Source organism: Paraburkholderia sediminicola, assembly GCF_046027825.1.
In the GTDB taxonomy this organism is placed as follows: Bacteria; Pseudomonadota; Gammaproteobacteria; order Burkholderiales; family Burkholderiaceae; genus Paraburkholderia; species Paraburkholderia sediminicola_D.
On sequence record NZ_JAQQDU010000056.1, the window covers coordinates 1 to 16,146 of the forward strand.

At 59.3% G+C, this 16,146-nt stretch carries 18 protein-coding genes and 3 pseudogenes; 16 read left to right on the forward strand and 5 right to left on the reverse strand.

Annotated features, from left to right (window positions below):
* From PQQ96_RS26590 to PQQ96_RS26610, 5 genes are all read left to right on the forward strand, one after another.
* Positions 1–878 (forward strand): LysR family transcriptional regulator (locus tag PQQ96_RS26590; protein ID WP_408298206.1); only part of this gene is annotated, 878 nt, incomplete at its 5' end.
* A gap of 189 nt (positions 879–1,067) precedes the next feature.
* Entirely contained in the window at positions 1,068–1,490 is a 423-nt protein-coding gene (locus PQQ96_RS26595; protein ID WP_408298306.1) for a cupin domain-containing protein, read from the forward strand.
* Between the two features lie 59 nt (positions 1,491–1,549).
* Complete coding sequence (locus PQQ96_RS26600) at positions 1,550–1,810, forward strand: hypothetical protein (protein ID WP_408298208.1); 261 nt, start codon at positions 1,550–1,552, stop codon at positions 1,808–1,810.
* 155 nt (positions 1,811–1,965) lie between these two features.
* On the forward strand, positions 1,966–3,180 hold the full coding sequence (locus PQQ96_RS26605) for a mechanosensitive ion channel family protein (RefSeq protein WP_408298210.1): 1,215 nt from the start codon (positions 1,966–1,968) through the stop codon (positions 3,178–3,180).
* A gap of 90 nt (positions 3,181–3,270) precedes the next feature.
* Positions 3,271–3,633 (forward strand): translation initiation factor Sui1, encoded by a 363-nt coding sequence (locus PQQ96_RS26610; RefSeq protein WP_408298212.1) that lies wholly within the window; start codon positions 3,271–3,273, stop codon positions 3,631–3,633.
* Positions 3,634–3,730: 97 nt separating this feature from the next.
* Here the strand turns inward: PQQ96_RS26610 and PQQ96_RS26615 are convergent.
* Positions 3,731–4,061: pseudogene (locus PQQ96_RS26615) on the reverse strand (DHCW motif cupin fold protein).
* A 178-nt stretch (positions 4,062–4,239) separates the two neighbouring features.
* Entirely contained in the window at positions 4,240–4,887 is a 648-nt protein-coding gene (locus tag PQQ96_RS26620; protein WP_408298214.1) for a LysE family translocator, read from the reverse strand.
* Between the two features lie 104 nt (positions 4,888–4,991).
* On the opposite strand from PQQ96_RS26620, the gene PQQ96_RS26625 reads away from it, so the two are divergent.
* The 3 genes from PQQ96_RS26625 (at position 4,992) to PQQ96_RS26635 (ending at position 8,609) form a co-directional block, all read left to right on the forward strand.
* Positions 4,992–5,840, forward strand: coding sequence for a LysR substrate-binding domain-containing protein (locus PQQ96_RS26625; protein ID WP_408298216.1), 849 nt, complete (start codon positions 4,992–4,994; stop codon positions 5,838–5,840).
* Between the two features lie 226 nt (positions 5,841–6,066).
* On the forward strand, positions 6,067–7,920 hold the full coding sequence (locus PQQ96_RS26630) for a DUF4153 domain-containing protein (RefSeq protein ID WP_408298218.1): 1,854 nt from the start codon (positions 6,067–6,069) through the stop codon (positions 7,918–7,920).
* 200 nt (positions 7,921–8,120) lie between these two features.
* Complete coding sequence (locus PQQ96_RS26635) at positions 8,121–8,609, forward strand: NUDIX domain-containing protein (RefSeq protein WP_408298220.1); 489 nt, start codon at positions 8,121–8,123, stop codon at positions 8,607–8,609.
* A gap of 171 nt (positions 8,610–8,780) precedes the next feature.
* Here the strand turns inward: PQQ96_RS26635 and PQQ96_RS26640 are convergent.
* Positions 8,781–8,900, reverse strand: a pseudogene (locus PQQ96_RS26640) (lipocalin-like domain-containing protein); the annotation flags it as partial.
* A gap of 572 nt (positions 8,901–9,472) precedes the next feature.
* Here PQQ96_RS26640 and PQQ96_RS26645 point away from each other — a divergent pair.
* A complete protein-coding gene (locus tag PQQ96_RS26645) occupies positions 9,473–9,778 on the forward strand; it encodes a hypothetical protein (RefSeq protein ID WP_408298222.1) in 306 nt (101 codons plus the stop codon).
* A gap of 427 nt (positions 9,779–10,205) precedes the next feature.
* On the opposite strand, the pseudogene PQQ96_RS26650 reads toward PQQ96_RS26645, so the two are convergent.
* Positions 10,206–10,394 (reverse strand): annotated as a pseudogene (locus tag PQQ96_RS26650) (tyrosine-type recombinase/integrase); the annotation flags it as partial.
* An 86-nt stretch (positions 10,395–10,480) separates the two neighbouring features.
* On the opposite strand from PQQ96_RS26650, the gene PQQ96_RS26655 reads away from it, so the two are divergent.
* A complete protein-coding gene (locus tag PQQ96_RS26655; RefSeq protein ID WP_408298224.1) occupies positions 10,481–11,608 on the forward strand; it encodes an aminotransferase class V-fold PLP-dependent enzyme in 1,128 nt (375 codons plus the stop codon).
* Between the two features lie 253 nt (positions 11,609–11,861).
* On the opposite strand, the gene PQQ96_RS26660 is transcribed toward PQQ96_RS26655, so the two are convergent.
* On the reverse strand, positions 11,862–12,155 hold the full coding sequence (locus PQQ96_RS26660; RefSeq protein ID WP_408298226.1) for a DUF1330 domain-containing protein: 294 nt from the start codon (positions 12,153–12,155) through the stop codon (positions 11,862–11,864).
* Between the two features lie 63 nt (positions 12,156–12,218).
* On the opposite strand from PQQ96_RS26660, the gene PQQ96_RS26665 reads away from it, so the two are divergent.
* The 6 genes from PQQ96_RS26665 to PQQ96_RS26690 all read left to right on the forward strand — a co-directional run bounded on the left by PQQ96_RS26665 (position 12,219) and on the right by PQQ96_RS26690 (position 16,135).
* A complete protein-coding gene (locus tag PQQ96_RS26665; RefSeq protein ID WP_408298228.1) occupies positions 12,219–12,677 on the forward strand; it encodes a MarR family winged helix-turn-helix transcriptional regulator in 459 nt (152 codons plus the stop codon).
* A gap of 153 nt (positions 12,678–12,830) precedes the next feature.
* A complete protein-coding gene (locus PQQ96_RS26670) occupies positions 12,831–13,316 on the forward strand; it encodes a LysR family transcriptional regulator (RefSeq protein ID WP_408298230.1) in 486 nt (161 codons plus the stop codon).
* The gene (locus PQQ96_RS26675) at positions 13,204–13,740 is read left to right on the forward strand and encodes a LysR substrate-binding domain-containing protein (RefSeq protein ID WP_408298232.1); all 537 of its coding nucleotides are present in this window, start codon (positions 13,204–13,206) and stop codon (positions 13,738–13,740) included. The genes PQQ96_RS26670 and PQQ96_RS26675 overlap by 113 nt, the downstream gene beginning before the upstream one ends.
* 142 nt (positions 13,741–13,882) lie before the next feature.
* Positions 13,883–14,608, forward strand: a complete 726-nt coding sequence (locus PQQ96_RS26680; protein WP_408298234.1) for an alpha/beta fold hydrolase — start codon at positions 13,883–13,885, stop codon at positions 14,606–14,608.
* A 233-nt stretch (positions 14,609–14,841) separates the two neighbouring features.
* The gene (locus tag PQQ96_RS26685; RefSeq protein WP_408298236.1) at positions 14,842–15,561 is read left to right on the forward strand and encodes a P-loop NTPase family protein; all 720 of its coding nucleotides are present in this window, start codon (positions 14,842–14,844) and stop codon (positions 15,559–15,561) included.
* Between the two features lie 145 nt (positions 15,562–15,706).
* The gene (locus PQQ96_RS26690) at positions 15,707–16,135 is read left to right on the forward strand and encodes a GNAT family N-acetyltransferase (protein ID WP_408298238.1); all 429 of its coding nucleotides are present in this window, start codon (positions 15,707–15,709) and stop codon (positions 16,133–16,135) included.
* Positions 16,136–16,146 lie beyond the last annotated feature (11 nt).

Sequence of the window (16,146 nt, forward strand, 5' to 3'; positions counted from 1 at the left end):
CTAGAAGCGGGGCTAATATCTTGAGTCTTTCACTCGAAATCGATCTGCTGCGTTCGTTTATCGTCATAGCCGAAGTGCGGGCGCTCAGTCGCGCGGCCAACCGGATCGGCCGGACCCAGTCTGCGCTGAGTCAGCAGATGAAGCGCCTCGAAGAAATCGTCGATCAGCCGCTGTTCCAGCGCACGGGTCGTGGGGTGGTGCTGACGAATCCCGGCGAACGCCTGTTGATCCACGCCCAACGCATACTGCGACTGCACGACGAGGCGATGGCCGATCTGTCCGGTAAAGGGCTGTCGGGGACGATCCGCTTCGGCTGCCCGGACGACTACGCCGCCGTTTTCCTCCCGCATTTACTGCGGCAGTTCTCAAGCCAACACCCGCATGCGCTGGTGGAGGTCATGTGCGCTCCCACGCCGCGATTGCTCGAACAACTGGAGATGCATGCGCTGGACCTTGCCATGATCTCGTTGCCTGAGGACGCCTCGAATGAGGGCATCATTCGCCGCGAACCGTTGGTCTGGGTTGGCTATCCGGGACTGGATTCCGCGCACTTTGACCCATTACCGCTGGCGCTTTCCGATCCGGACACGCTCGATCACGTGGCGGCCTGCGAGGCATTGGAACGCGCTGGCAGGGCCTACCGCATCGCCTATGCGAGCAGCAGTCTTGCCGGGCTCACGGCCCTCGTCCGCTCGGGGCAGGCCGTGGCGGTCATCACACAGACCGCCGTCGCCCCGGATCTCTCCATACTCAATGGCGATCCCGCGCTTCCGCCGTTGCCCACCATCGGCATAACCTTAAAGTTCGAGCGGGAGCGTCCCTCTCATCTCACCACGGCGTTCGCCGAGCACATCAGACTGACGCTGCCCTTGTTGTGACCGAACAGGCTCAGCAGGGGGCGGCGACATGGCGTCGCCGCTTCAGTGCGAGCAAGTGATCATTCGACATTGATGAAAAGATCACTGACAATCCAAGCGGACTTTCTCCCAAAGCCATACCCGTTAGAGACGAGGCGAATAGTGTCGAATCAAGCACGCGAGCTGTTGAAGGCAACCGAAATCGACGCCATGGAGCCCCAGCGCTCCGTCCATCCATTGAATGAACGAGCCGTTCGTCTTAAAAGATCGCTGAGCGAAATGACCGGGCTCACCCAGCTCGGCTTTCACCTCATCACGATCCAGCCGGGGCATGAGTCCACTGAATATCATCGCCACCTCTACGAAGAGGAATGTGTCTACATCCTCTCAGGCACGGGCGAGGCGATGATTGACAATCAGGTGTACGAAGTTGGACCCGGGGACTTTATGGGTTTTGCACGCGGCGGTGCCGCCCATACATTGACGAATACGGGGCACATGCCTCTCGTTCTTATCGTCGCCGGTCAGAGGCTGGAGCAGGATGTTTGTGACTACCCACACAAAGGCAAGCGCCTTTATGTGGCGGGCAGCAACAAGGTTTTTGTGGACCTTGTCAGTGAGAGCAAAGACTAAGGGGTTACGCGACCTCAAAGGGTGCATTCGCATTCTGATCATTTCAAGGACGGACTCCCATGAAACACGCAGGTGCGGCTGCACTCAACCGGCTCGAAAGCGTCCTTGGCGATTTACGTGAGTTTTCGGATTTACGGGAACGTTCAACCGGCGTGTTTTATAGAAAATCAAAGTCTTTTCTGCACTTCCACGAAGATCCGACTGGACTCTACGCCGACGTTCGGATCGGGCTTGAATTTGAGCGCTTTCCCGTGAATTCGGCGATCGATAGAGCGGGATTGATGATCGCAGTTCGTCGCGCATCGGCGCCGCTACAATAGCGTTCATACGATGCGTTCGCCGCCAGGCCCGGCCAGGCTTGCACGGTGGCGACGCCTGCTGCGGCGCCGCATCGCGTGAGCCGCCGCAGCGCGCTAGCCAACCGGTCAGAGCAGACATGCTCGGCAAAGTGGGTTCGCCGACAATGGAGGGATCTATGTTCGACGAAGCGCTGCGTGTCGAGGGCGGTCCAGACTGGCATCACTTCCACGTCTATACCGATAGCGCGTTTGTCGCGGTGCTGCTTGTGGCCGCTCTCCTGCTCGCGATTCTGCTGGCGAGCACGATCTGCTACTACGTGACGCGCTCGATCATGTTGATGATCGTTGGCCGCCTCGCACGCCAGGAGCAGCACAAGTGGCTGCGCGCCGCCGAGCGCCACAAGGTCTTCCATCGGCTCGCGCCGCTCGTGCCCGCGGCGATCGTCTACGCGGCCGGCCCCCTGCTTTCCGGACTCACGTTCCCGCTGATCGCGGCGCTCGGACATCCACTGGCGCTGCTCGCGGCCTGCTACATGGTGTACACGCTGCTTCGCGCCGCGCTCGCGTTCCTTGACAGCGTCAGCGAGCGCTATAGCCACGTCCCATCCGCGAGCGAACGGCCGATCAAAAGCTTTTTGCAGATCGCCACCATCGTGCTGTACGTGATCGCGCTGATCGCCGTGATTTCGGTGTTGCTGGAGCGTTCGCCCGCCTACTTCCTCACCGGCCTCAGCGCGATGACCGCGCTTCTCATCATCATCTTCCGCGATTCGCTGCTCGGCTTCGTGGCAAGCATTCAGCTCGCCGCCTACGACATGCTGCGGGTAGGCGACTGGATTGAGGTGCCCGGTTTCGTCGCCGACGGCACGGTGATCGACATCGCGCTGAACACGATCAAGGTGCAGAACTTCGACAACTCGATCGTCATGCTGCCCAGCTACGTTCTGCTGACGAATAGCGTGAAGAACTGGCGTGGCATGACAGAGTCGGGCGGCCGGCGCGTGAAGCATGCGATTCATTTCGATGCCGACACCGTCCGCTTTCCCGACGAGGCGCTGCTCGCCCGGCTGCACAGCGATATCCACCAGCCGCTCGCCGCACTTGCGCCCGACGACACACGCCGCCGCACGAACCTCGGCCTGTACCGTCTCTATCTGACCGCGCATTTCCGCGACCACCCGGCGGTTCGCCACGACATGCCTCTCGTGATCCGCCAACTGCAGTCCAGCGAGCCCGTCGTCGCGCTGGAGATCTTTCTCTACGTCGACGAGACTCGCTGGGAAGCGTACGAAAACCTGCAGTCGGACATGCTCGACCATGCTTATGGGCTTGTGCCGCTGTTCGGCTTACGCTGCTGGCAGCCGCAATGCCCGTCATCCCGGCGGGTGTAGCGGCACTCGGGGAGTGGAATCTGCCCGGCGCAGAAGTGGCTGCTAAACTCATTCCGATTCCCAACTTCACTGTCTCTGAGTAAGCAAATCATGAAGGGTAGTTCAAAAGGCGGCCTTGTCTATTCCACCGATGGCGGGCGGATGTGTCCCGAATGCAGGCAGGTGCTCGCGGAATGTGTCTGCAAGGCGGTCAACAAGACCGTACCGACGGGTGATGGCGTGGTGCGAGTGACGCGCGAGACCAAGGGCAGGGGCGGCAAGAGCGTGACGGTCGTTAAAGGGCTGGCGCTCGATCCTCTTGCCCTGGCCTTGCTAGGCAAGCAGTTGCGCACGGCCTGCGGTTCTGGCGGAACGGTCAAGGATGGCGTGATCGAAATTCAGGGTGACCATTGCGAGCGGGTCATTGAAGCGCTCAAAAAGTGCGGGCACAGCGCGAAGCGGGCGGGGGGGTAGTCGCTTCACTGAGTCGCAGAGCGATAAGCGCAATGGGCCCTGTGCGGCCAGCTTCGGTCGTTCGAGGTCAGGGCGGGAAAGAGGGGGTCGACGTTACCTAGTCGACGATGAAAAGTTTGGCACCCGTTGTAGTCGACGAGCGATGTGCCTCGGCATCATCGGCAACCTGGTAACTCATGCCGGGCAGGAGTGTGAACTGGCGTCCATCTTGAAGTTCGGTTTGAAGTTCTCCCTCGATACAGAAAAGGATGTGTCCCTTGACGCACCAATGGTCGGCAACGTAGCCTGCCGTATACTCGACGCGCCGTACGCGAACCGGTCCGAAGTATTGCGTTCGCCAGTAAGCGACACCGCTATCGCCCTTATGTTCAGTTTTTTTTCAACATCTCCCAGTCGGTGACGCCGAATGGATAGCCTTTCATTTGCATCATTGAGTTCTCTTGATCGTTGCATTGGAAATGCGCGGTGATTGCGCATGGCCGAAGAAAATCTTTGCATCCGATCACTCTAAAGACTTAGGGCCTCGATAGTCAGATACAGATCGCTGGACATTCGACCGCTACAGCGAATGGGTGAATACGGAAGCGCGATGCTTGAAACACAGCATCAATAGATGCCTCCCAGCCTCAATGCATCGATCGTCATGTGCGCACCGAGGACAGCCAGAACAACGCCCATAGCCCAACGTTGAGCCAGCAGGAGTCCTGGGCGACGGGCGAGGAACGTCGCCATGCTGCCAGAGCAGATGGCCACGAAGCCATTGACCGATGCGAACGCGACAATCAACGATGAACCCAGCACGAGCGATTGCCTGAGAACGCTGCCGTCCTGATAGTTGATGAATTGCGGCAGGAGCGACAGAAAGATCATCGCCAGCTTGGGATTCAGGAGACTAGTCGTTGCGCCCATCGCGAAGAGCCGGCGAGGCTGTTCGCGAGGCAGATCGCGAACCTCCAGGGGCGAGCGGCCACCCGGTTTCACGGCCTGCCATGCCAGATAGAACAGATACACCGCGCCCACTGCGCCCAACACGCTGCCCGCATAAGGCACACTCAGGAAGAACGCCGTGATGCCGAACGCTGCACCAAACATATAGAAGAGGTATCCGAGCATGACGCCCGCGAGCGATATCAGCCCGGCCGTGCGTCCTTGCGCAATCGAGCGCGACATCACGTAGACCATGTTCGGACCTGGTGTCACAGCAAGCATGCCGCCGACCGCCAGAAATCCGTAAATTGATGCCGTACCGTGCATTCTCGCGGGCTCCCTGCGAGTGACCATTGTTAGCAGTATCGGATCGATACCTATTCTAGTAAAACGAATTAAACTGAATCGATTACTCAGATTTTCTGACGAATATGAAAAAACTCGATCTGGACGTGCTTGAAATGGTGGTGGCGGTCGCCGATACGGGGTCGTTTGTCCGAGGTGCGGAGTCCGTGAATCGGTCGCCGTCGGCGGTGAGCATGCAGATCAAGGCGCTTGAAGAAGCGCTGGGAAAGCCGCTCTTCGTGCGAAGCACCCGTAACGTGGTGATTACCACGGAGGGAAAGACGCTCCTCGACTATGGCCGTCGAATGCTGGCGATGCGGGAGGAAGCATGGGCATCGGTCGTTCGCCCGGAGATGAAGGGGCGGGTCACCATCGGCGTTCCTGACGACTACGCGTCATCGTTGCTGCCCCAGGTTCTGGGCAAGTTCGCGGTTGCTCATCCGCGTGTTGAAATTCGGGTGATTGGCCTGCCCAGCAGCGCACTCGCTCCATTGCTCAAAGACAATACGCTGGACCTGGCATGCATCACGAAAACGAGGGGGATCGCTGGCGAATTCGTCCGGTTCGAACCGATGGTGTGGGCCGGGTCGCCCACAAGGAAAGTGTGGAAGGAGCGCCCGCTTCCAATCGCCGTTTTCGCTCATGGTAGTACGGCACGTGCCTATGCCATCAGAGCGCTTCAGCGGGAAAATATCAAATTCCGGATGTCCTACGAAAGCCCGAGTTTGTTGGGCCTTATCAGCATGGTCGACGCAGGGCTCGCGATAGCGCCTCTCGCAAAATGCAGCGTACCGGGGCATCTTGTTCAGCTATCGCAGAACGAAGGGTTACCGCCCCTGGATGACCTCGAAGTCGTCCTTGCCCGCAGTGCCCGATCCGGCCGACCGCCCTGTGATTTTCTTGCCGAACAGATTATGGCTGAATTGAGGATTTGAGCCCGTCGACAATCGACCTATGTGCCTATCGACTGTCGGAGTTTAGGGTCCAGATCGGTCGCATATAATGGCTTTGAACTCGAACATCGCGTTCGCGCGTGACGCGGCGAACAGGTACGGCCAATGACTTTCCGGGCGTCGGCAAGACAACCGCATCGGTTACGACGGACAGGCCGGCGCCCAGCGCGACCGTAGAAAAAACAGATTCGTCAAAGCGGGGATGGAAATGCAAAACAATCAGCAGGAAACACTGCGGGCTGCTCCAGGTCGAGATCTTTTCGCACTCCGGCTGATCACCGGCGTTTTCCAGGGTTTGGTGCTGTATTTGCTCCTGAACGCTGCGCATGTTCGCAGCGGCATCGCGACTATCCCCGTTCTGTTCTTTCCGCTGCTTCTAGTTATCCTGTTCATCCCGCCGACGGTTGTTGTCGGCCTGCCCCGAATGCGCGGAGCGCGGCTCGCGATGTGGGCCGCCGCCCTCGCCGTCGTTGTCGCAATTCTTGGCTATCACGACGCGTGGCGCTCCGCAGGCACTCACATCATTGGCATGCCACCTTTTGGCCGAGCCGACGCACCGCTGCCCTCAATGGCAGTCACGTTCCACGGTGGCGTGATTGTCTTTATCGCCTTTTGTCTCATTCTCGCCGGTGAGATGGCAAGCTCGTGGTTTGCACCGTATGAGTCGTACTTCGAGGTCAGTTGGAAACTCGGGCTCCAGGTCTGCCTGTCCGCGTTGTTCGTCGGCGCGATCTTTCTTGTGCTCTGGCTGGGTGCCGCACTCTTCCTGTTGCTGAAGCTGCATTTCCTCGAGCAACTCCTGCGTGAGTCGTGGTTCAGAATCCCCGTGAGCGCGATGGCATTTGCCGGAGCCCTGCACGTCACCGATGTGAGGTCAGAACTGATCCGGGGATCGCGCACGCTTGTGCTGTCACTCCTCTCGTGGCTGCTTCTCGTCCTCGTTGTCATTGTTGGTGGATTCCTCGCATCCCTGCCGTTCACCGGACTCGGATTGCTATGGGCCACGCGCTCAGCCACATGGATCCTGCTGGGCGTTGCGGCGCTGACAATCCTCTTTGTGAATGCCGCTTTCAAGGGCGGTCCTGGATCCGATCAGGCACCGCGCGTACTGCGTCTTTGCATGAGAATTTCGTGCTTCATGCTTCCCGTGCTGGTGATGCTCGCGACTTACGCGCTCGCGTTGCGCATTGGCCAGTATGGACTCACGCCGCACCGCGTTTTGGCCTGTGCGGGAGCCTTCGTGGCTTGTTTCTACGCCATCGGCTATGCTTGGGCTGCGCTGACGCGCAGTGACACCCTCCCGAGAATCGCGCCTGTGAACGTGGTCACGGCGTGGGTCTCACTCGCTGTTCTCGTTGCGTTGTTCACTCCGCTGGCTGACCCGGCACGACTGTCGGTGGCAAGCCAGGTAGACCGCCTCGTCACGGGAAGCGTGCCGCCCGAGAAATTCGACTATCACTTCTTGCGCTACGGATCCGCGAGATACGGCCTGCAGGCGCTCGAGCGCCTGCAGGGAGAGACTCAGGCACCCAATGCCACCGCCATTCGCGAACTGAGCGCGCAGGTTGCACGGGAGCCTGCTCGAGGCGTTTTGAACGTGGGCCACCTGGACGCCGCGACGCTCGCCGCCAATATCGTGTCACGCACGCCGGGCCAATCAGTTCCAGCGTCATTTCTCTCAATGGACTGGAAACGCGTCACACAAAACTGGATGCTCCCGGCCTGCCTGAACTTTGGATCGGTCAAGTGTGATGCGTACCTCGTCGACCTGACCGGCGCTCACAAACTTAACGTCGTGCTCTTCCCGAATAGCGGCGGTATTGGATTCGTGTTTGATCAGGCCAGCAGCGGAGATTGGCAACTCGTTGGCAAGTTTTCGATCGCACCCGACTGCGCTGCGGTTCGCGATGCCCTCGCGAAGGGAACATTCCAACTCGTTGAGCCCCGACTACGGGACATTCAGGTCAACGGGCAACGCGTCGAGGTAGAGGCGATGCCGGCGCGCAGCGTAGTATGTGCGAGATCGCAGGCAACTGATTCCGCAACTGTCAAAGGTAAATGAAGGCTTGCCGCCAGATTCGGCTATAACCCTGAGCGACTGCGACTGCGACTGCGACTGCGACTGCGACTGCGACTGCGACTGCGACTGCGACTGCGACTGCGCGGATGCACATTCGCGCATGCTAACGTTTTGGGCGTTTCCATTCAGCATGGTCCGACGCCACTTGCCGAATAGGTTGAAAGAAGGAAAGGAGAGAACTCATGCCGAGCCTTGAGCGAGTGCAACCGGCTATGCTTATCGACGCTGTCTGGCGCATGGTGCTTCGCCTCGGATTCCCGTTCGCTCGCGCCTGGTGGCACCTTCGACGGCCTCGCCATGAGGGCGCGCTAGTCGCAATCTACGTCGGGAGGGCGGTGTTGCTTGTGAAGTCATCGTACCGTGCCGAGTGGAATTTCCCCGGGGGTAGTGTCCGGCCCGGTGAGTCGCCTGATGCAGCGGCGCGGCGCGAATTGGAGGAGGAGATTGGTCTGTCGTCGTACACATTACTTCCCGCGGGCAGCGCCTGCGGCATGTGGGACGGACGCAGAGACCAGGTGCATTTCTTTGAACTGCACCTCGATGGCATACCCGAGTTGCGGCTTGATAATCGTGAGATTGTCGCCGCGCGTCTGGCATCGCCGGAGGAGTTGCACGGCATCGCGCTGACAGAGGCGGCCGCTGCGTATCTCGGCAGAGATCTCGGCCGTTAATTGGCCCTGTTCCTTTCTGCAGGGCTTATAGCCTATACGCCAGATCATTCACCCGGATCCGGATCACCCGAGGCCGAATACGGTTCGAAATGCCTGCCATGCCTCAGTGTGCGTTTTCAGCATTCAGCAGTCGCGGCGCGAACCTTTCGCGGATAAGTCCACCTTGTGCAATTACCTTAGCCTGCGCCAGGCCGAGATCGGCACATCGCCGTTCGGTCGAGGTACGACGCGGTAGGTCAGTTGGTCACCTGTCAGTTCGAAGCTTCGTATTTGCTGTTGCCCTTCCCAATTTGAAGAACAGGTAGGCCAGCCCCTGTTTCGTCGTCAAGGACGAGGTCTGGTTCTGACGGAATCCGGGACCTCGTCCTCTCTTATGCACTCCGCATTCTGGATCTGAATGACGAAGTCATCAGGACGGTCCGAGGGGCATCTGTCGCCGGCGTGGTGCGCTTCGGCTTACCTGGCGATTTCGCCGAGACCTGGTTGCCGGCTGCCCTGGCCGAGCTTAAGCATGTCGTGATTGAGAATGCGATAGCGAATCTAGGTTCTTACGCGGAGAAATCGGCGGCGGCCCAACAGCAAGGACACACTAGCATCGCGGACGGCTTCACTCGATCACTGCAGTTCCCTCGCGGGTCATAGCATGCACCGCGCATTGCCGACCCACGCCAGCTTCAGATTGGGGACCCGGACCTGTTAAGGGTAATTCCAAAAATCGAAATTCACCCTTGCGAACAACGTGCTTAATTATCAACCACCGCTTTCCTAAACTTGGTATCACCTGCGATGGCTCGCGCCAGCGCTGTCGGCGCACTGTAAGTCGTCAATACCGAAATTCCAGTCCAATCAAGGAGGAAACGGTCATGAACAAGGCAACCAGCACATTAATCGCGGCCGTCGCCGCACTCACGCTGTCGGGCGGCGCTTATGCACAGAGCAACAACACGCTGGCGACCCCGAGCGTAGTGTCGCCGGCCGCTAATACAACGAGCGCAACGAGCGGCTACGGCACACCTGGCGCCACCAACTCGGACAGCGGCATGGGCACCGGGTCTCCGAACTCGGGCCTGCCGAATAGCACAAACAATAGCTTGACGTCCGGCACCCCCGCTTACGGGAGCAATAACACGCTGGCAACCCCGACCACAGCGTCGCCGGCTGGCAAATAACAGCAATTCATGACGACAACCGGGCGCAAATAAGCACAAAGCGAATAAGCGCCTCAATCGTGTAGGGCGCAGTAGTAATGGTGACCTGTGCCAAAGTTCGCGACTGTAGAAAAAAGCTAATGCGACTGGCCTAGCCTGCCATCACGCGCCAGATGGCCGAATTCGTCCCGACGTTGATGACCGCTTCGCGGAGAAGCGAAGCAGTCATTCGACGGGCTGCGATCAGATCGAAGGCCAACGGCTCCAACGGCCGAACTGTACTCGACGGTTATCGGGCGCGTCCCCGAGGCTCCAGTCATTCGGCTAACGGCTTCGCAAGATGGGAGAGCGGCCATAACTTGCCCGCTTCGCACGAAGATAGCCTCGGCAGAAAGCGGTCGCGCGAACCCACCCGCATCATCGATTCGTGCGGCCAGCATTGACCGCACTAGCGTTCAGTCCGCTCCGAAATCCCAAGCGCGTCATCGACTGCGATGCCAAGGTACCTGGTTGTGCTTTCAATCTTGCTATGCCCGAGCAACCACTGGACGGCGCTAAGGTTCTTCGTGCGTTTGCAAATCAGGGTCGCTTTCGTATGGCGCATCGAATGGATGCCGTAGACTGTAGGATCAAGTCCAGGTAACGGGGCGTCTCGGCCGCTGCCGGTGGCTTTCGTTAGAATGTGTTTTCGATTCCTTTATTCGTCTATTACCGGAGGCGAACGTGCCAGGGTTACTACCCGATGTCGACCGCGAGGGACTCCTCGAATATTCAGTCGTTTACACCGACCGATCCATCAACCATATGTCGCAGCTTTTCCAGGGAGTCGTACGGGATATTTCCGGTGCCCTGAAAAAAGTCTACAACGCGCAGTCGGCCATTATCGTCCCGGGCAGCGGGACTTTCGGCATGGAAGCCGTCGCCCGGCAGTTCGCGACGGACAAGAAGTGTCTGGTGATTCGCAATGGCTGGTTCAGTTTCCGCTGGTCGCAGATTTTCGACATGGGCGGCATTCCGTCTGAATCGATCGTGTTGAAGGCGCGTCCGGTCGAACGGGGAAGGCAGGCCGCATATGCACCGCCGCCGATCGAAGAAGTGGTCGCTGCGATCAGGGAGAACAAGCCGGATCTGGTCTTTGCGCCGCATGTCGAAACTGCATCCGGGATGATGCTGCCTGATGCCTATTTGCGCGCCGTGTCGGACGCTGTTCACGCCGTCGGCGGTATGTTTGTACTGGATTGCATCGCCTCCGGTACGATCTGGGTGGACATGCAGGCCAGTGGCATCGATGTCCTGATCAGCGCACCGCAAAAGGGGTGGAGCGCATCACCCTGCTGCGCACTGGTCATGCTCAGCCCTCTCGCCCGCGAAAGAATCGACGCAACAACCAGCACCAGTTTCGCGTGCGATCTTCGCAAGTGGCTGCAGATCATGGAAGCCTACGAGAACGGTGGGTTCGCGTACCACGCCACGATGCCCACGGACAGTCTCGCGACGCTGCGCGACGTCATGAAGGAAACCGAGGCATATGGCTTCGACAAAGTGAAAGCGGAGCAGCTTGAACTCGGCACGCGCGTTCGCTCACTCCTGGGTGCCAAGGGTTTCAAAAGCGTGGCGGCCGAAGGCTTTCAGGCTCCGGGCGTCGTGGTCAGCTATACCGACGATGACGGCATACGATCTGGCAAGAAATTCGCCGATGCCGGCTTGCAGATCGCGCCCGGCGTTCCCCTTCAATGCGACGAGCCTGAAGACTTCAAGACCTTCCGCGTCGGATTATTTGGCCTGGACAAACTGCATGACGTCGAAGGCGCGGTCGCCCGGCTTGCCAAGGCGTTGGACGGTATCCTTTAGGGCGCTTTTCCGGAGCATGTGCGCATGGTTCGTCGTCCTTGCAACCGCATCGGCAGGAGCACTCCGGAACCTGCCGGAATAGCTATGCGCACGCTTCGACCAATTCCGACGGTGGGGTGGCTTGGGTTGTCGGTCAGCAATGGGGCGCATTGCTGACCGTGACGGCATCGAGCAACCGGACTGCAGCTTCCTGCATCGGCGAACTCACACTCGTGACCCCTTCCGGACCGTCACGCCTTCCGAAAGCGGACACTCACGAGGGCATGTCGACTATGAACATCCGCGCTTGCTGGGCTTCCCGACGTTCGGCCTTGATCGGCGCATACCGCTCGGAATTGTAGAAGGCTAGCGCCTGGGTGAGAGTCGGAAACTCAAACACGCCGGCCATCGGCAACGGCACCTCATCCCCCTCCAGAATCTGCGCAACAGGACCGAAATGCAGAATCTTCCCTCCCGCGTCTTTTAGCGCCGCCTGAAAGCGTGGAGCGAGCGCGGCCTGCTTGGCGGAGTCGATGACGCGTAAATTGACGTGTACGTATGCTGGCACTGTGCTCCCCTTAATAATGCATATACATTATTATGCGATGATGGAGTTGTCAAGGAGGCAGACGTGAACGGTTTTGATCCAGAATCTTTGAAGGACGTTGCAGCGGAGTGTCCGGGCTTCCAGGCTCGTGCAACGGCGCGTGCACTCACGCGCTATTACAATGCCTGCTTCAAGGCGCTCGGGCTGACGGCCGAGCAATTCAGCCTTTTGGTTGGGATCGGTGCGGCCGAGGGGACGACGCTTGTCGATCTTGCGGATAGGGCCGGGGTTGATCCGACTACCCTCAGCCGAAATGTTCAGAATCTGGAGAGCCGGGATTTGGTCCGCGCTGAAGGCGGACGTGGCCGTGCCGGGAAGCGGCTCACTCTGACGACATCTGGGCGTCAACTCGTGGTCGATGCGTTCCCGGTGTGGAGTGAGGCCAAGGCGGAGCTCGCCCGTTGCATGGGCGATGAAAAACTTCGTTCGGCAAGGCAGGCAATGGCGGAGCTGGCCAAGGCCGCAGAATCCTCATGTACATAACGTGACCTTTGTCGCGCAGCGCTCCTGTCTGCTCGCGGTAAGCTTGCCCGCATGCCAGACGCCACCCTTGTCGTTGCCGTGCACGGCAGCAGCCCCGAAAGGGCGGTACGAAAGTTCCGTGCTTCGAGTTATCAACGAAGAGGCTAATACAGCATGAAGCCCCTCGATCTGACGCGTTTCGATCTCAACCTTCTGGTTGTACTTGAGGCGCTGTGGGCCGAAAGGCACGTTGGCCGCGCGGCCGAAAGATTGCATTTGTCCCAGTCCGCAACCAGCCACGCCTTATCGAGGCTGCGTACAGCTTTTGCTGATCAGCTTTTCATTCGTAACCCCCGCGGGATCGCGCCGACGCCGCTGGCCATAGAGTTAATGCCGAGAGTGGCGGCGGTGCTCGAGTCGGTCAGGCTCGTCGCCAGTCCACGTGGCCCGGTCGATCCAGGTCGTTTGCAAGCGACGCTCTCAGTGGCGGCCACCGATCACGCCGTATTGACCGTCATCGCCCCTGTAAACCGCTGCGCCGGGCGTCGTGCTGAGGCTCAGGCCGGCCGATATCGAATCCGCGCTGCGCATGTTAGACGCCGGCGAGCTCGACATCGTGCTAGGGTCGGGCTCTTTTGCCCAGATCCCGCAGCGCTTTGATTGCCAGCTTGCCCATAAGGAGCGTTTCGTCGGCATCGCGCGCAAAGGGCACCCCGCTCTGGTCAAGCGAGGCAAGAAGCTGCACATGGAATTGGATGACTTCGCTCGCCTGCCGCACATTCTGGTCTCGCCGCGCGGCGATACACGGGGCGCTGTCGACGATGCACTGGAGAACCTCGGTCGTACCCGCAAGGTGAACGTCACCTGCCCCAGCTTTCTGGCTGTTCCGTTCATGGTCGGCGCTTCGCAATCGATTGCCGTTGTTGCCGAGCGGGTCGCATTGCGGATGCAGGAGGCCGCGCAGCTAAGCCTTTTTGAGTTGCCCCTGGCGCTACCAACCTGGGAGGTACTCGTTGTTCGAGCCCGAGGGCGCGCCAACGAGCCCGCCGTTGAGTGGATTACGAACATGATGATCGCCGACTAGACATCGGCGGGGGCTTGCTGCGGCCGGAGCGACATGGGCCATGAATCTCGTGCATCGACATGGTGTGCAAATGCCATTGGATCGAATGCCTTGGTCCGCCTAGAGTTCGGTCGTCGTTTATTCAAGCCGCCAGGCGTACCCCATGAAAACACAGCCCACCTTGGTCATGATCCCTTGCTTCGCAGGGGCCCCGTGGCAGCTTAACCAGTTGACTCACTTGCAGGGTCGCCCCATGCGTACCCTTCGTTTGCCGGACGAGGTGTGCGAGCTGGAAACGTTGGCCGACTTCATCGCTGACCAGGTGAGGGACCTCGAGCGCTATGTGTTGGTTGGCGATTCGTACGGCGCGGTCTCCTCGATCGCGGTTGCGACGCGGCAGCCGAAGGGCCTTAAAGGTCTGGTGCTCTCTGGTGGTTTTGCCAGGAGCCCGATCACGTCGCCCTTGCTCAAGACGCTGGCAGTGCTTGTACCGTTCTTCCCCGGGCCCTTTTACCGACAGACGACTCTCCGGGTTCACGCGGCGCAGTTGGCTTCGACGTTTGACAAGGAGGGGGAGATCCCCTGGTCAACCGCAAAGAGTCGCGCCTTCTTCGTCAAGGAGACGCCCCACAAAGCCTACGTCAACCGCATGCGCTCGATCGAGAAGGTGGACTATGCGGCCCTGCTGAAGAAGATCGACGTCCCTACGCTGATTCTGACGCCCGAGGAAGACAAGCTGATCGGCGAAGAAGCCGCGGGGATCCTCCTGAAGGGCATAAAGGGCTCGCAGGAAGTCATCATGCCGCGCACCGGCCACATGTTCAGGTTCTCGCATCCTGGCGCCTACTCTCTCGAGATCAGGAAGTTTCTGGAACGGGCATCGCTTTAAGCGTATGCACACGGCCGTGGATAGCGTTTCCGCTGGCTTGGGTCGGGAGCACTCATTTGCTGACAGTGAGACCTGACAATCGTCACCCAACTCAGTGCGGCCACGATCGGTCGTTCGACTCCTTCCTTCAAATCCGCGACAATTGCGACATAGACTCGGTTCGCCGGGGCGCAATCAATCGGCAATTTCACAAGATCGGTCTCCACTAACTCCTGACGGCTAGTGAGTGAACAATGGCCTGTTCGACGAACTCAACCCATGCTGAACAGTTCATCGCGCCTCGGCTCGTAATTGTCGAAGGCATCATGGGCTCCGGAAAGTCGACTACGATGCGCTTCATTGCGAAACGCTTACAGGAGACTGGAAGCGAAGCGCAGCCTGTACATGAGCGGACCGACCCACATCCGGTCCGAGCAACAGACGAACTCGAGCATTGGTTTGAACCTTGGCGGGACGCGACTGCCGCTCAACTGGCGCAGCGTGCTCTTGCACGATGGACCGCGTTCGTCGAGTCTATGCGGACAGACGCCGCAATAGTCGTGATGGATGGCCAACTCTTTCATGGCGATCTGACACATCTGCTTCTTATGGAGGCGGAACCTGCACTGATCTCCAACTATGTGCAGGCGGTGGCCACCGCTATTGCTCCGCTCGATCCTTTTGTCCTGTACTTCTGGCAGGAGGACGTCGACAAAGCCATCCGCACCGTATGCGCGGAACGCGGCGACGAGTGGGTGGCTTACCAGGTCAACTGGAAGCTTGCGGCTCCGTACTGCGTTCGCAGGGGTTTTGCGGGTCTGGATGGTCTGATTGCCCTCTATCGCGACTACCGTCGCATGACCGATCATTTGTTCGAGCAACTTCCTATCGCCAAGCTGGCGATCGAAAACTCCGAAAGGGACTGGCCTGCGTATGAGAAACGCATCCTGCGAGCGCTGCATTTGCCCGGGTAATACCAAGTCATGCAGCCGACTGCCGTTGATCGCCGGCAGCGGATCTAAGAGAGGGGAAGAGCAAGCTATGCCGGATACGACGCACAAGCGCGACGCCCGACTCTGGAAACGGCCCTTATCGGCCAATCCTCGACCAGGGGCAAGATTGTCCAACCTGCGCAACATAACGGCAGAAGACCTGCCCGCGTTGGGCACGCTGTTCTTTTGCGCGTTCGCAGGGACGATCGATGATGCAGGTCAGACCGAGTCCCAATATGCATCGAAGGCCGCGGCAATTCTTGGTGGCCGGTACGGAGAATGGATTCAGGCGGCATCGTGGGCGAATGAAGAAGCTGGAAATTTTCTGTCCGCGTGCCTCGTTTGCGACTACAAACCTTACGGCTCCCCGGTCATCGCGATCGTCGCTACTACACCATCGCGCAAACGGTCGGGAGATGGCGGAGCCTTGGTGAATGCAGCGCTGTTGTCGCTCGCTACGCTCGGCTACACCGAATGCTGCGCGATGGTTACTATGGGTAATGACGCATCCGAGCGACTCTTCAGTCGTTGCGGCTTCTTGCCGAAAGTCGATTGATCGAGTCTTTG

Bases quoted from the DNA above. Each gene is read 5' to 3' on its own strand.
- PQQ96_RS26680 (WP_408298234.1), top strand. From the start codon at position 13,883: ATGAAAACACAGCCCACCTTGGTCATGATCCCTTGCTTCGCAGGGGCC.
- PQQ96_RS26625 (WP_408298216.1), top strand. From the start codon at position 4,992: ATGAAAAAACTCGATCTGGACGTGCTTGAAATGGTGGTGGCGGTCGCC.
- PQQ96_RS26685 (WP_408298236.1), top strand. From the start codon at position 14,842: ATGGCCTGTTCGACGAACTCAACCCATGCTGAACAGTTCATCGCGCCT.
- PQQ96_RS26645 (WP_408298222.1), top strand. From the start codon at position 9,473: ATGAACAAGGCAACCAGCACATTAATCGCGGCCGTCGCCGCACTCACG.
- PQQ96_RS26620 (WP_408298214.1), bottom strand. From the start codon at position 4,887: ATGCACGGTACGGCATCAATTTACGGATTTCTGGCGGTCGGCGGCATG.
- PQQ96_RS26605 (WP_408298210.1), top strand. From the start codon at position 1,966: ATGTTCGACGAAGCGCTGCGTGTCGAGGGCGGTCCAGACTGGCATCAC.
- PQQ96_RS26670 (WP_408298230.1), top strand. From the start codon at position 12,831: ATGAAGCCCCTCGATCTGACGCGTTTCGATCTCAACCTTCTGGTTGTA.
- PQQ96_RS26600 (WP_408298208.1), top strand. From the start codon at position 1,550: ATGAAACACGCAGGTGCGGCTGCACTCAACCGGCTCGAAAGCGTCCTT.
- PQQ96_RS26630 (WP_408298218.1), top strand. From the start codon at position 6,067: ATGCAAAACAATCAGCAGGAAACACTGCGGGCTGCTCCAGGTCGAGAT.
- PQQ96_RS26595 (WP_408298306.1), top strand. From the start codon at position 1,068: ATGGAGCCCCAGCGCTCCGTCCATCCATTGAATGAACGAGCCGTTCGT.
- PQQ96_RS26635 (WP_408298220.1), top strand. From the start codon at position 8,121: ATGCCGAGCCTTGAGCGAGTGCAACCGGCTATGCTTATCGACGCTGTC.
- PQQ96_RS26610 (WP_408298212.1), top strand. From the start codon at position 3,271: ATGAAGGGTAGTTCAAAAGGCGGCCTTGTCTATTCCACCGATGGCGGG.